Here is a 13,041-nt window from a genome sequence, read left to right as displayed (position 1 = left end):
CTACAATTCACTTTCCGCCGGATGCATCGGGTCGCGACCCGACCGATCCGGCGGAAACCGACTCGTCTGGTCCCGATCGCTCGGATCGCAAACCGACGACTCCCCTCGAAACGGACTCATCCCACCCGGATGCGCTCTCCGGTCTACAATCTCCTTCGGATCCTGTCCTTGAGAACTGGAGTGCTCCATGCCCGACTGGCTCGTCATCGTCCTCTCGATCGTCGCCGGTCTGCTCCTCCTCTGGGTCGCCCTCATCGCCGTCCTCTGGGTCCAGTCGCGCCGCATGGGTCGGTCGGTCGACTGGAAGGAGATCGTCCGCCTCGTCCCCGACGTGCTGCGCCTGGTCAAACGCTTGGCGGCGGACCCGCGGACACCTCGGGGAACACGCTGGATGCTCGGCGGCCTGCTCGTCTACCTCGCGCTGCCGATCGATCTCGTCCCGGACTTCATCCCCGTCCTCGGCTACGCCGACGATGCCGTCGCGATCGCCCTTGTCCTCCGGTGGGCGATCGGCCATGCCGGTCTCGAAAGCGTCGAGCGGCACTGGCCCGGCACCGAGGCGGGACTGCAGAGCCTGCTGACACTGACCGGTGCGGGCTATAGGACAGAAAGTGTGTCTCGGATCAGGCTCGTGCCCAGCAATCCCAACGGCAATACCCGGTTTGCTTAGCTGATCGGGCTTAGCATCGATGGGGTGCTTGCAATCGACGTACATGCGTGATCTGTCAAACAAGGCTGAAGAAGAACGGCACGACCAGTGCTGGTACACCGAGGTACCGGTGCCCGAACTGCGGGGCCAGCAGCACCGGTACACGGGCCGTATCGACACGAAGAACCGAGCTGCGGGTCTTCCTCGACTGGCTACTCGGTCCCGCACCACAGACGGCTGTCGATCACTTCGGGTCGACCCGAACCTTCCGCCGCCGCACTCAATGGTGCTGGCGAATCGCCCCGACCGTGTCAGCGACTGGGGAGATCCATGACCAGATCATGCTCGATGGCACCTATTTCAACGGGTGGTGCGTCCTCATCGCCTACACCGGGGAGAAGGTCATTCACTGGCAGTGGTGTGATCGGGAGAAGACCGCGTCCTGGACGGCGTTGATCGCCCGTATCCCTGCCCCGAGATACGCCGTCGTCGATGGCAACGGTCCTTTGACCACTGTGATCGAGACGCTGTGGCCAGATACCCGCATCCAACGGTGTTTCTTCCATATCCGGCAGGCCGGACACCGGCACCTGACCCGGAATCCGAGCTTGCCGGCCAACCAGGAACTGTTGCGCCTGTACCAGGCGCTGCCGCGGGTTGACTCCCGCGATCAAGCAGCAGCGTGGTTGGCGGCGTTCGCGTCGTGGGAGGCGAAGTGGTCAAGGTTCCTCAAACACCGCACCAGGGCCAAAGACGCTGGTGCGAGGCCGGCGCATGTCCGTCGTGGACAGTCGTGGTGGTACACGCATCTGCGGACCCGTCGAGCGTATTTCTTCCTCTCACGGATCATCGCGAAAGGACACTTGTTCACCTGGTTGGATGCCGCTGACGAGGGTATCGAGCTCGCGCGGACGACGAACGCGTTAGAAGGCGGGATCAATGCGGGCATCAAAGGACTGCTGCGGGCACACCGCGGGTTGAGTGAGGGGCATGCCCGGCGTGGGGTGGACTGGTTCCTCTTCGAGAGGTCTCATCAGGCCGGGACGGGGTGGTCCTTGGTCGGGCCGGAGCATTGGGCACCGCCGAAGCGTGTGCGTGCTCCTCGTGAGGAGCCGATCGGACCGGTGGAGTACGGGACAGGGTTCTCGTGGGAAGACGGCATCGGCATCCAGAAGGGGTGGGGAGGACGACGCGGGTGACGCGCCCGGAAAAGACACACTTTCTGTCCTATAACCCACCGGTGCGGCGCGGCGCAACCGAAGGTGACACGCGCGCGAAAAAGGCCCCTCCCTGATGGAACACCAGGTGAGGGGCCTATCGAGTAGCGCGGGGGAGGCTCGATCTCCCGACCTCACGATTATGAGTCGTGCGCTCTAACCAGCTGAGCTACCGCGCCTCGATCGCATGCGTCGCGTTTTCACGCGGCACGAGAGCCCCGAAAGGGAATCGAACCCTTGACCTTCTCCTTACCATGGAGATGCTCTGCCGACTGAGCTATCGGGGCAACAGGTAAGAATTTACACGGCTGAGCGCGACCGGGGCAAATCCGCTCCCGGTGACCTCACTCACAGACCGTCGTCCGCCGTCCCCACCGGCCTACTTCACCGGGTCGAAGCGCCCGGCGAGGAAGCCCTGGAGCCGTCCCGGATGGTTTGTGATGATGCCGTCGACCTGGGCGTCGAGGAGTTCACGCCATTCGTTCATCTCATCGACCGTCCATACGAACACGCCGAGGCCGTTGTCCCTGATCTCGGCGACGACGGACTTCCGCAGCGAGAATCCCCGGTACGACGGGTTGATCGCCACCGCGCCGAAGTTGCGCGCCGTGGCGATGTCCTCCGGCCGGGGCACCATCCGCAACAGGAACCGGGTGACCATGGGCAGCAGGTCCCGGCAGGTGGCGAGCGTGTCGGTGTTGAAGGCCTGGACGACCATGCGATCGGCCGTTCCGGTCTCGACGACGAGCTCGGAGATCCTCGCGACGGCACCCGGCGACCACTCCCCCTTGAGCTCGAGGAGGAGCTCGCCCCCGCGATGCTGGATGTCGCGCATGACCGCGGCCAGGGTCGGCACCCGCACACCGGTGAACCCGGGCCCCATCCACGAACCCGCATCGACGAAGGAGAGCTCCTCGGCGGTGAGGCTGACGACGGGGCCCTTGCGGTTCGTCGTCCGGTCGAGGTCGGGGTCATGGATGATCACCGGCACCCCGTCGGCACTCGTCGACGCGTCGACCTCGATGAAGTCGACGCCGAGCGCTCGCGCGGCATCGACGGCCGCGAGGCTGTTCTCAGGGGCCACTGCCGAATAGCCGCGGTGGGCGATGACGAGCGGCCGGGTTCCCGACCCGGGACGCTCGGCGATGCCCCGCTCGCGCAGGAACTGGAGAAAGCTCATGCCTCCACCCTAATTCCCTGTCCGGACGAATCCGCCCAGCCCCTCAGGGGCACCCTTCGCAGGTCTCGCATCGTGGACGACTACGTCTGATGGGGCGAAACGGCGGAGTAGCCTACGGTGCAGTGAGTTGCTTCACACGCCCTGCTGTCGCCGGCGACTCGTTCCATCGCAGCCTGTCGAAAGGTCCGTCATGGAGGCTATCTTCGCCGCCACCATCCTTCTCGCCTTCATCGCTCTCGGCGAGTTGGTCTCCATCTGGTCGAAGGCGCGCATCCCGAGCCTCCTCGTCGCGATGCTCGGCGTCTTCATCTTCGCGAAGCTCGGCATCGTCCCGGAGTCCGTCGTCGACGACTCGATGCTCGTCCAGATCTACACGATCCTCGTCGCCCCGCTGCTCTTCCACATGGGCACGCTCATCCCGCTGCGGATCATGCTCAAGCAGTGGCGCTCGGTGATCATCGCGGTCTCCGGCATGCTCGTCGCCGTCCTCCTCATCCTCGCCGTTGTCGCTCCGCTCTTCGGGTTCGAGACCTTCGTCGCCGGTTCGGGACCGCTCGCCGGCGGCATCGTCGCCACCAGCCTCACCACCGAGGGACTGACCGCGGCGGGCGCCGCCTCGTCGATCATCGTCCTCCCCGCCCTCGTCCTCATGCTCCAGTCGCTGCCGTCGATGCCGCTGACGAACTTCCTCCTGCGCCGGTACGCGACGAAGCTGCGCGACAGTGGCGAACTCCACGAACTCGCCCTCGCCCACCACGAGGAGGAGGCTCAGGCGGCGACGAAGAAGAAGCTCGTCACCCTCCCGGGCTACCTCGTCGACAATCAGCTCTTCATGCTCTTCCTCGTCCTCGTCGGCGGTACGGTCGCGACCCTGCTCGCGATCCCCACCCACATCCCGTCCTCGATCCTCGCGCTCATCCTCGGCATCCTCGCCACCGCGATCGGGCTCTCCCCCGACAAGGCGATGGAGCGCTCGAATTCCTTCGGCATCGCCATGGCCGGTGTCATCGCGATCGTCATGGCCCCACTCGTCGCCGCCTCCGTCGACGACGTCATCCGCGCGTTCCTCCCGACGATCGCGATCCTCATCGTCGGCGGCGCGGGCATCGTCATCGGCGGGTTCATCGCCACGAAGCTGCTCCGATGGAAGGCCCCGCTGGGCATGTCGGTGGCCCTGACCGCGATGTACGGCTTCCCCGCCGACTACCTGCTCACCAACGAGGTCGCCCGGTCGATCGCCCGTGACGACGACGAGAAGGAAGCCCTCCTCAACGTCATGCTCCCGCCGATGCTCGTCGGCGGATTCACCTCGGTGAGCGCCGGGTCCGTCGTCATCGCCAGCATCCTCGTCTCCCTGCTGTGAGCGATCTCCTCGCCGAGGCGGCCGACCTCCTCCCCGACCTCCAGACCCTGCGTCGCGACCTCCATGCCCACCCCGAGGTCGGCCTCGACCTGCCCCGCACCCAGGCGGCTGTGCTCGACGCGATCGCCGGTCTCGACGTCGAGGTGACGACGGGCGAGGGCGCCACCTCGGTGGTCGCGGTGCTGCGCGGCACCCACCCCGAGCGTCCGGCGCAGGCGCCCGCAGTCCTGCTCCGCGGTGACATGGATGCCCTGCCCGTCGCCGAGGCCACCGACGAGCCGTTCGCGGCGACGAACGGGAACATGCACGCGTGCGGGCACGACCTCCACACCGCCGGCCTCGTCGGGGCGATGCGACTGCTCGCGGCGCGACGGGCAGAGCTGGCCGGCGACGTCGTCTTCATGTTCCAGCCCGGCGAGGAGGGGTACGACGGGGCCTCGGTGATGATCGACGAGGGTGTCCTCGACGCCGCCGGATCCCGGGCCGTCGCCGCATTCGGAGTCCACGTCCACGTCGGCGAGCGCGGGATCGTCTCGACGAGGCCAGGAACCCTGCAGGCCGGGTCGAACGTCCTGCGCATCACCGTCCGCGGGCGCGGCGGACATGGGTCACAGCCGACGAGCGCGGTCGATCCAGTGCCCGCCCTCGCTGAGATCGTCACCGCCCTGCAGACCATGGTCAGTCGCCGGATCGACGTCTTCGACCCGATCGCGTTGAGCGTGACCCAGCTGAGTGCCGGCGAGGCCGTCAACGTCATCCCCGCCGAGGCGTCCCTCGGGGCGACCGTGCGCACCCTGTCCGAGGAGTCCCTGGCCACCGTGCGGGATCGGTCGCGGCAGCTTGCCGAAGGCATCGCCGCAGCCCACGGATGCACCGCCGAGGTGGAGTTCGAGGTCCAGTACCCCGTGACCGTCAACGATGCCGCTGAGACCGCGTGGGTGCTCGACGAGCTGCGGGACCTGCTCGGGCCCGAACGGGTCGAGGTGCTCGCGCATCCGATCATGCCGAGCGAGGACTTCTCCTTCGTCCTCGACCAGGTGCCGGGCACGTACATGATGATCGGGGCGAAGCGCAGCGACGTGCCCGAGGAGCGGCAGGGCGACAACCATTCGCCGTTCGTCGTCTTCGACGACTCCGTCCTCGCCGAGCAGGCCGTCGTGCTCGCCCATCTCGCGGCCCGGCGACTCGTCGCCGCTGCTCGCTCCTGACCTCGGGCGCCCTCCCCGGGACCGGCGTCAGCGCCGTCGACGCCAGCGGTGCCACCACCGCGGCTTGGCGGCAGAGTCGGGTGCCGGCGTCGCATCACCGGGTTGCTCACCGGCTCCTTCCGCTGCCTCACGGGCGGCGACGCGGCGCGCACGCCAGGCGATCACCTCGGCGTCGATGTCACGGGGCGGGGTGAACACGGGAGGGCCGCCGCGCAGGTCCATGATCGCCTCCCGGACGCGGGCGTTGAACCCGGCGAGGTAGGCGCGGACATCGGATTCGCGAGCGAACTCATCGAGCGTGTCCTCGAGGACGGCGTTCTCCTTGCGCAGTTGGAAGGCTGCCGGAGCGACACCGCTGATGTCCTCGGAATCGAGCTTCTGCTTGATCCACCAGTCGGGATCCTCGGAGTTGTGGAGGCCGCGCAGCGGCTTGCCCATGCCGGGCAGGTCGTCGAAGTCGCCGCGCTTGATCGCGCGGTCGAGGGCGGATTCGACGATCTCGGTGCGATCGGAGAGCGAGTTGATCCGCCGAGGCGGTTCCTTCTCCTCCATGCTCCCTCCCCCCGCAGACGGTCGTCCTTCCACGGTAGGGGCTGCACAGCGGTGTGACAACGTCACAGGGCCCGACGCTCAGCGTTTCCGCTGTGCGTCGGGCCCTGTGGTTCTGCGTGGCAGATGCAGGATTCGAACCTGCGAAGGCAATGCCGGCTGATTTACAGTCAGCTCCCTTTGGCCGCTCGGGCAATCTGCCGCAGTGCGCGCTCGAAGAGCACTCAAGAAGAATACTAGGCCCGTGACGCGATTGCCAACTCGGTTGACGCAGGTCACAGCGGGATCACTCGACTAGACTTCTGCGCAGAACAGACCGGCATCGCAATCTATGACAAAGGAGCGCCCATGGCCAGCGAATCGTCATTCGATATCGTCAGCAAGGTCGATCGACAGGAGGCCGACAACGCCCTCAACCAGGCCGCGAAGGAGGTCGGCTCCCGCTACGACTTCCGCGGCACCGACGCGTCGATCGCGTGGAGCGGTGAAGCCGTGCTCATGAAGGCCAACAGCGAGGACCGCGTCAAGGCGATCCTCGACGTCTTCCAGTCCAAGCTCGTCAAGCGCGGCATCTCGCTCAAGTCCCTCGACGACGGCGACCCCTACCCCTCGGGCAAGGAGTACCGCATCGACGCCTCCCTCAAGGAGGGCATCGACAAGGACGAGGCGAAGAAGATCTCGAAGATCATTCGCGACGAGGGCCCCAAGGGCGTCAAGGCCCAGATCCAGGGCGACGAACTGCGCGTGAGCTCGAAGAAGCGCGACGACCTCCAGGAGGTCATCGCCCTCCTCAAGGGCAAGGACCTCGACGTCGACCTCCAATTCACCAACTACCGCTGAACCACCGACACCCCACAGCGCCCGGCTCGCCCTCGTCGAGCCGGGCGCTGCCGTATATCCGGCCCACATCGGTCGACGCGGCAGATGACGGAATCCGTCGTCCCGTGACCTTCCGCGACCGACTGCGACCGGTGTGTGTCGGACCGTGACACCGATCATCGGCTTCCCCACCGCCTCGGCGAGGGGCTTGGCACGATGACGGCATGTCAACGACACTCACCCACGCCGACCCCACACTCGATTCGACCTTCCGGGACGTCGCCCAGCGACCCCCGATCGGTCCCTCCCTCACGGGCAGGCCACGGCTGCGCACCTCCGCCTCGGCGCCGGAGAACGCCCTCGAGACCGACCTCGACGCCGGGCGCCCGCACCGACTCGCGCTCTCCTTCGAAGTCATCCCTCCCCGCTCACAGACCCAGGCGGCGGCCCTGCCCGCGCTGCTCGCCGAACTCGACACCCTCGCACCCGACTATCTCGCGGTGACGAGCTCGGCGAAGAGCGGCTGGCTGCACGGCACCGCCGACTTCATCCGCCTCGTCACCGCCACCACGCACCTGCGCCCGCTCGCCCATCTCGCCTGCACCGCGGGCACCCGCGCCGAGCTGACCACGTGGATCCACCACCTCCTCGGCGTCGGGGTGCGCGGATTCCTCGCGATCCGCGGGGACTTCCCCGACGGTGCGACCGCGGTGCCCGACGGCCATCTCCCCCACGCCGACGCCCTCGTCCACCTGCTGCGCGAGATCGAATCCGCGAACACCGCCCGGCTCGCTGCGGGACGGCTCGGGATCGGGGTCGCCGCGTACCCGTCCGGGCATCCCGAATCCTCCGGTCCCGACGAGGACCTCGACGTGCTCGCGGCCAAGCAGCGCCTCGGCGCAGATTTCGCCATCACCCAGCTCTTCTTCGACCCGCGCGCGTACGCGGACCTGCGGCGCCGGGCGGAACTCGCGGGGATCACGATCCCCCTCATCCCCGGCGTCCTCCCCGTCACCGATCCGCGACGACTGCACACGATGAGCCGCCTCTCCGGTCTGCCCGTGCCCGATGACCTGCTCCGCCGCTTCGACGGCGCGGCGGATCCCGCGACCGCTCGCCGCATCGGCCTCGAGATGACCGCCGAGCACATCGCCGCGATCCTCGCCGGCGGCGCCGACGGACTCCACATCTACACGTTCAACGACCGGGCGACCACGCTCGACCTCCTCGAGATGCTCGACCGCCTGGGCATCCGCCTCGACTCGGCACCCGCCCCGGTGCCCGCGTCCGCCCCGCAACCGTCCTGACCACCGCACAACCACGTCACCACCACCGAAGGAGAGACATGACCACCCCGTTCCCTGCCGCCACGATCACCGGCTACCCGCGCATCGGACGCCGCCGCGAACTCAAGACCGCCCTCGAATCCCTCTGGGCCGGGCGCATCGACACCGGCGAGCTCGCACAGACGACCCGCTCCCTGCGGGTGCAGACCTACCACCGGCTGCGCGAACTCGGCCTCACCGAGGACTACGCGATCCCCGCGACCCACAGCCACTACGACCACGTCCTCGACTCCGCGCTCACCGTCGGGCTCATCCCCTCGGCGACGACGGGCACGGACTTCGACCTCGGTGAGTACTTCGCCCTGGCCCGTGGCACGGCCGACCGCTCACCGCTGGAGATGACGAAGTGGTTCGACACGAACTACCACTACCTCGTGCCCGAGCTCGAGGACGCGACGACGTTCAAGGCCCACCCCCAGCACCTGCTCACCCTCGTCTCCGAGGCGCGGACCGCCGGGCACCGTGTCCGGCCCGTCCTCGTCGGTCCCGTCACCCTCCTCACCCTGGCGAAGACGGCGCCCGGGACGGCGACCTCGCCGCTCGAGCGCCTCGACGAGCTCACCGCGGTCTACCTCGACGTCCTCAGCATCCTCTCCGCCGCCGGCGTCGAGTGGATCCAGCTCGACGAACCCGCCCTCGTCACCGATTCCGGGGAGTACTCCGATGAAGAGCTCGCCGAGGCGGCCGCCCGGACCTATGCGACGCTGACCTCGGCCCTCCCCCACTCCCGGCTCCTCGTCACCGCCCCGTACGGTTCACTGCGGGCGGGCCTGCCCGCGCTGGCGGACTCCGGGATCGGGGCGCTCGGGGTCGACCTCTCCCCGGCCGTCCGAACGCTCGATCCCGGGTACGTCGATCGCCTCGCCGAGGCGGTCCCATCCTCCGTGCGCCTCGTCGCCGGCATCGTCGACGGCCGCAACGTGTGGGCGAACGACCTCACGGCGAGCCTGGAGACCCTGCGCTCGCTGCCGCAGTCCGAGGTGAGCGTGTCGACGTCGACGTCGCTGCTCCATGTCCCCCACACCGTCGCCGACGAACCCGCCCTGCCCGTCGATGTCGCGACCTGGCTCTCCTTCGCCGAGGAGAAGGTCACCGAGGTCGAGGCGCTGGCCGCGGCGCTGTCCGAGAGAAGGCAGAGCCGTGAGAGTGCGTTCGCCCGCGCCGACCGGGCGCAGCGCACGAGGGCCGAATCGACGACGGTGCACAATCCTGCGGTGGCAGACCGCACCGCGGCGCTGCGCGACCATGATGGCAGGCGCGGCGCGTACGCCGACCGGCTAGCCGCGCAGGCGAGCCTCGACCTGCCGGTGCTGCCGACGACGACGATCGGGTCGTTCCCGCAGACGCGTGAGGTCCGGCGTGCCCGCGCCGACCATCGTGCCGGACGGATCGACGACGCCGGGTACGAGGCGATCATGCGCGCCGAGATCGACCGCGTCGTCGCCCTCCAGGAGGGCATCGGCCTCGATGTCGTCGTCCACGGCGAACCCGAGCGCAACGACATGGTCCAGTACTTCGCCGAGCACCTCGACGGCTTCGCGACGACGGAGAACGGCTGGGTCCAGTCGTACGGATCCCGGTGCGTCCGGCCGCCGATCCTCTACGGCGACGTCTCGCGTCCCACCCCGATCACCGTCGGCTGGTCGACGTATGCCGCCTCGCGCACCGAACTCCCGGTCAAGGGCATGCTCACCGGCCCGGTGACGATCCTCGCGTGGTCGTTCGCCCGGGAGGACATCAGCCTCGCCGAGTCCGCTGATCAGATCGCCCTGGCACTCGCCGACGAGGTCGCCGACCTCGAGGAGGCGGGCATCGGGATCATCCAGATCGACGAACCCGCGCTGCGCGAGCTCCTCCCGCTGCGCCGCGTCGACCGGCCCGCCTACCTCGACTGGTCCGTGCGGGCGTTCCGCCTCGTCGCGGCGAATGCGGCACTGGCGACGCAGATCCACACGCACCTGTGCTATTCGGAGTTCGGAGAGATCATCGAGGCGATCGACGCCCTCGACGCCGACGTCACGAGCATCGAGGCGGCACGGTCCCGGATGGAGGTGCTCGCCGACATCTCCGAGGCGGACTTCGACCGCGGCATCGGTCCGGGCGTCTATGACATCCACTCGCCGCGGGTGCCGAGCGTCGCGGAGCTCACCGAACTCGTCGACTCGGCCCTGCAGAGCGTCGATGCGAGCCGCCTGTGGATCAATCCCGACTGCGGACTCAAGACCCGTGGCTACGCCGAGGTCGAGGCGGCCCTGGCGAACCTCGTCACCGCCCGGGATGCGGCGCTGGCGAGGATCGGTGCGGCTCAGCCGACTGCCGTGTAGGTCTGTTTCAGGGCGTGGGTCGCGATTCGGGCAGCTGCCAGGAGCCGGTCGCGGCCCACTCCCTGGTTCGACTGAGCTGAGAGACCGTGCCAGACGGCTTGGACGGCGTCGGCCAGCGCTGTCGGGGAGGAGCCGGCGACGAGCTCTCCGGCAGCCAGCCCCCGGGCGAATCGCTCTTCGAGCAGACGCGCGCCCTCTTCCTGCATGGCGGCGATGTGTCCGGCAGCCTCGATGGTCTCGGCCGAATCCGTCATGATCGCACTGGTGACCATGCACCCCGGATGCTCCGCGGGGTCCTGGGTGAATTCGATGACCGACTCGCGCAGCAGCTCGTCGACGACCTCGCCGATGGAATCGGCAGCGACGGCGCTGCGGTAGATCTCGGCGTACCGGTCCGCGTAGACCTCCACCGCCTCGGCGAAGAGACCCGCCTTGCTGCCGAACGCCGAGTAGAGGCTCGAGCTTGAGATCCCGATCGCCGCGGTCAGGGCGCGCGTCGACGTTCCGCTGTAGCCGCGCCGCCAGAACAGGCGAGCAGCCTCGAGCAGTGCGTGCTCTCGATCGAATTCGGGGGGCCGTCCGCGGATCATCCTTGAATTCTAGAGCAGATGCTTCATAATCAATTTATGGAGCAGATGATTCAGAAAGAGATGCGGCTGCCTGACGGCGGACGCATCGTCGTCGACGTCTACGCCGATCGGCCCCACACACGGGCGTCGGCGGGGACGCTCGTCATGCTCCCCGGGGTGATGAGCGATTCCCATGCGTGGCGGAGGTTCGCCGCGGCGCTGCGGTCGTGGCCGATCGTCGCGGTGATCAATCGTCGCGGGCGGCCGCCGTCGACGCCTCTGCCCGCGCCGCATTCGATCGGCGCCGAGGTGGCCGACCTCCACGCGGTCCTCGATGAGTTCGGGGCCCGGCAGGTCTTCGCGTGGAGCTTCGGCGGACTCGTCGCCCTCCACAGCGCGAACGAGCGCAGCCTCGACCACCTCATCGCCTACGAGCCCGTGATGGCGCCGTTCGGTGCCCCTGCCCTGCCGTCGCTCGAGCGCGCCCACGCTGCCGCCGACTGGGATGCATCCGTCGAGATCGTCAACCGCGACATCTCGGGATTCGACGATGAGCACATCGCCCGGCTGCGCGCTGATCCTCGCGCATGGGAGAGACTCCGCACCCTTGCTCGCCCCCTCTACCCCGAAGTCCTCGCAATCGGCACCGCCCCAGTGCCGGAGGAATTCGCCCAGCGGGCCGAGAGGATCGATGTCATCGTCGGCGGGGACAACCTCGGCGAGGCACCCTACGGGACGACGGTGAACGATGTGCTCGCCCGCACGCCGCGTTCTCGAGTCCATGCCCTGCCCAGTCAGGGGCACATGGCCCATCTCGAGAACCCGGACGGGCTCGCAGCCCTCGTCGACCGGCTCGCCTGAGCCTCAGCCGGCCTGGGATTCTCCCGTGTCCCCGGCGAGGGCGATGGGGATGTAGTAGAGGCCCTTGGAGTCCTCTTCGACGGTGGCGCGGAGGCGATCGTCGACGGCGACGAAGTCGCTGACCTTGATCGTGCCCTTCTCACCGCTGAGCTCCCGGACGGCGAACGCGGGGATGAGTCCCTGGCGGCCGGCGGCATCGACGGCGAGGGCGTACTTCGGTCCGGTCGCGCGGACGCGGACATCGATGGCCGCACGCTCGACGACTGCGGCGATGAGGTCCGGCTCCGGTTCGGGATTCGTCAGGGCCGAGAGTTCAACGGCCAGGGTGTCGGCCATCTCGTCGACGGTGGCGAGCATATTCGCCATCGCGCGGGCGAACTCGCCGTGGAGCTCACTGGGCTTCATCGCCGCGCCGGGCTTGTACATGTCCTCATGCGTGAGCTCGCCCCACGCGTCCTGGAGTCGGGTCTTCACCTGGATCTCGGCGAACACCGGCTCGCCGTGATCGCCGGGGATGCGCAGCGTGACATGGCAGGCCCGGTAGCCGCTGGGCTTGGGCCGGTCGACGTAGTTCTTCTCCTCGATGAGGACGAACGACCCCAGCTGTTCGGGGTCCCGCAGGGAGTCGAACATCATCTTCTGATCACGCGGGGATTTGCAGAGGACCTTGACGCCGACGATGTCCCTGATCTGGTCCTCGACGTCTTCCGCCGAGGTGACCGTGATGTCCGGTTCGGCGGCGACCTTCTCAGCGAGCTTGGCCAGGGTCCGTGCCGGATCCTTGATCCGGTGACCGTCGACGTCGAGGCGGGAGATGTCCTTGTCCTTGAGCAGGCCCCGCTGCTGCTCCTTGAGCCAGGCCTTGATCCGCGTCGCCGTCGCTTCCCACACGTCGTACCGCTGGGCGTAGGCGGCATCGACGTGTCGACGGAGGTCGGAATCGGCGTTCACGATGA

General features: G+C 68.1%; 12 protein-coding genes and 3 tRNA genes. 8 read left to right on the top strand and 7 right to left on the bottom strand.

Translation table 11 applies throughout. The features are described 5' to 3' along the window. Window positions 1-187 precede the first annotated feature (187 nt). A complete protein-coding gene (locus tag ACQ1RG_RS09160; protein WP_430600058.1) occupies window positions 188-670 on the top strand; it encodes a YkvA family protein in 483 nt (160 codons plus the stop codon). A 47-nt stretch (window positions 671-717) separates the two neighbouring features. Continuing rightward, window positions 718-1,848 (top strand): IS1249 family transposase, encoded by a 1,131-nt coding sequence (locus ACQ1RG_RS09155; RefSeq protein ID WP_144589524.1) that lies wholly within the window; start codon window positions 718-720, stop codon window positions 1,846-1,848. Window positions 1,849-1,971: 123 nt separating this feature from the next. Here the strand turns inward: ACQ1RG_RS09155 and ACQ1RG_RS09150 are convergent. The 3 genes from ACQ1RG_RS09150 to ACQ1RG_RS09140 all read right to left on the bottom strand — a co-directional run bounded on the left by ACQ1RG_RS09150 (window position 1,972) and on the right by ACQ1RG_RS09140 (window position 3,046). After that, window positions 1,972-2,045 (bottom strand) — tRNA-Met (locus ACQ1RG_RS09150). A gap of 35 nt (window positions 2,046-2,080) precedes the next feature. After that, a tRNA-Thr gene (locus ACQ1RG_RS09145) sits at window positions 2,081-2,153 on the bottom strand. A gap of 92 nt (window positions 2,154-2,245) precedes the next feature. Continuing rightward, window positions 2,246-3,046, bottom strand: coding sequence for a glycerophosphodiester phosphodiesterase (locus ACQ1RG_RS09140; protein WP_201671389.1), 801 nt, complete (start codon window positions 3,044-3,046; stop codon window positions 2,246-2,248). 190 nt (window positions 3,047-3,236) lie between these two features. On the opposite strand from ACQ1RG_RS09140, the gene ACQ1RG_RS09135 reads away from it, so the two are divergent. Continuing rightward, window positions 3,237-4,409: a hypothetical protein gene (locus ACQ1RG_RS09135; protein ID WP_095376748.1), complete on the top strand. Its 1,173-nt coding sequence runs from the start codon at window positions 3,237-3,239 to the stop codon at window positions 4,407-4,409. Further along, on the top strand, window positions 4,406-5,617 hold the full coding sequence (locus ACQ1RG_RS09130) for a M20 metallopeptidase family protein (protein WP_201671391.1): 1,212 nt from the start codon (window positions 4,406-4,408) through the stop codon (window positions 5,615-5,617). Before ACQ1RG_RS09135 ends, ACQ1RG_RS09130 begins: the two co-directional genes overlap by 4 nt. 27 nt (window positions 5,618-5,644) lie before the next feature. Here the strand turns inward: ACQ1RG_RS09130 and ACQ1RG_RS09125 are convergent, their stop codons facing one another. After that, window positions 5,645-6,169, bottom strand: a complete 525-nt coding sequence (locus tag ACQ1RG_RS09125) for a DUF1992 domain-containing protein (protein WP_201671393.1) — start codon at window positions 6,167-6,169, stop codon at window positions 5,645-5,647. A gap of 117 nt (window positions 6,170-6,286) precedes the next feature. Then, a tRNA-Tyr gene (locus ACQ1RG_RS09120) sits at window positions 6,287-6,368 on the bottom strand. Window positions 6,369-6,514: 146 nt separating this feature from the next. Between ACQ1RG_RS09120 and ACQ1RG_RS09115 the strand changes: the two genes are divergently transcribed. The 3 genes from ACQ1RG_RS09115 to metE all read left to right on the top strand — a co-directional run bounded on the left by ACQ1RG_RS09115 (window position 6,515) and on the right by metE (window position 10,655). Beyond that, window positions 6,515-7,006 carry a YajQ family cyclic di-GMP-binding protein gene (locus tag ACQ1RG_RS09115; protein WP_101623955.1) on the top strand — a complete coding sequence of 164 codons (492 nt, stop codon included), beginning with the start codon at window positions 6,515-6,517 and terminating at the stop codon, window positions 7,004-7,006. 203 nt (window positions 7,007-7,209) lie between these two features. Then, window positions 7,210-8,292, top strand: coding sequence for a methylenetetrahydrofolate reductase (locus ACQ1RG_RS09110; protein WP_201671395.1), 1,083 nt, complete (start codon window positions 7,210-7,212; stop codon window positions 8,290-8,292). 38 nt (window positions 8,293-8,330) lie between these two features. Next, the gene (metE, locus tag ACQ1RG_RS09105; protein ID WP_201671397.1) at window positions 8,331-10,655 is read left to right on the top strand and encodes a 5-methyltetrahydropteroyltriglutamate--homocysteine S-methyltransferase; all 2,325 of its coding nucleotides are present in this window, start codon (window positions 8,331-8,333) and stop codon (window positions 10,653-10,655) included. On the opposite strand, the gene ACQ1RG_RS09100 is transcribed toward metE, so the two are convergent. After that, window positions 10,637-11,245 (bottom strand): TetR/AcrR family transcriptional regulator, encoded by a 609-nt coding sequence (locus ACQ1RG_RS09100; RefSeq protein WP_119296357.1) that lies wholly within the window; start codon window positions 11,243-11,245, stop codon window positions 10,637-10,639. The genes metE and ACQ1RG_RS09100 overlap by 19 nt on opposite strands. 45 nt (window positions 11,246-11,290) lie before the next feature. Between ACQ1RG_RS09100 and ACQ1RG_RS09095 the strand changes: the two genes are divergently transcribed. Continuing rightward, on the top strand, window positions 11,291-12,085 hold the full coding sequence (locus tag ACQ1RG_RS09095; RefSeq protein ID WP_227007275.1) for an alpha/beta fold hydrolase: 795 nt from the start codon (window positions 11,291-11,293) through the stop codon (window positions 12,083-12,085). Window positions 12,086-12,088: 3 nt separating this feature from the next. Here ACQ1RG_RS09095 and ACQ1RG_RS09090 read toward each other — a convergent pair whose 3' ends face one another. Further along, window positions 12,089-13,036 (bottom strand): GTP pyrophosphokinase, encoded by a 948-nt coding sequence (locus ACQ1RG_RS09090; RefSeq protein ID WP_119296358.1) that lies wholly within the window; start codon window positions 13,034-13,036, stop codon window positions 12,089-12,091. Between the last annotated feature and the right edge of the window lie 5 nt (window positions 13,037-13,041).

The sequence above is a fragment of the Brevibacterium sp. K72 genome (genome assembly GCF_050562175.1).
Taxonomy (GTDB): domain Bacteria; phylum Actinomycetota; class Actinomycetes; order Actinomycetales; family Brevibacteriaceae; genus Brevibacterium; species Brevibacterium casei.
The sequence above is the reverse complement of the archived record's forward strand: the minus strand, read 5'-3'. Positions and strand labels throughout refer to the sequence as shown.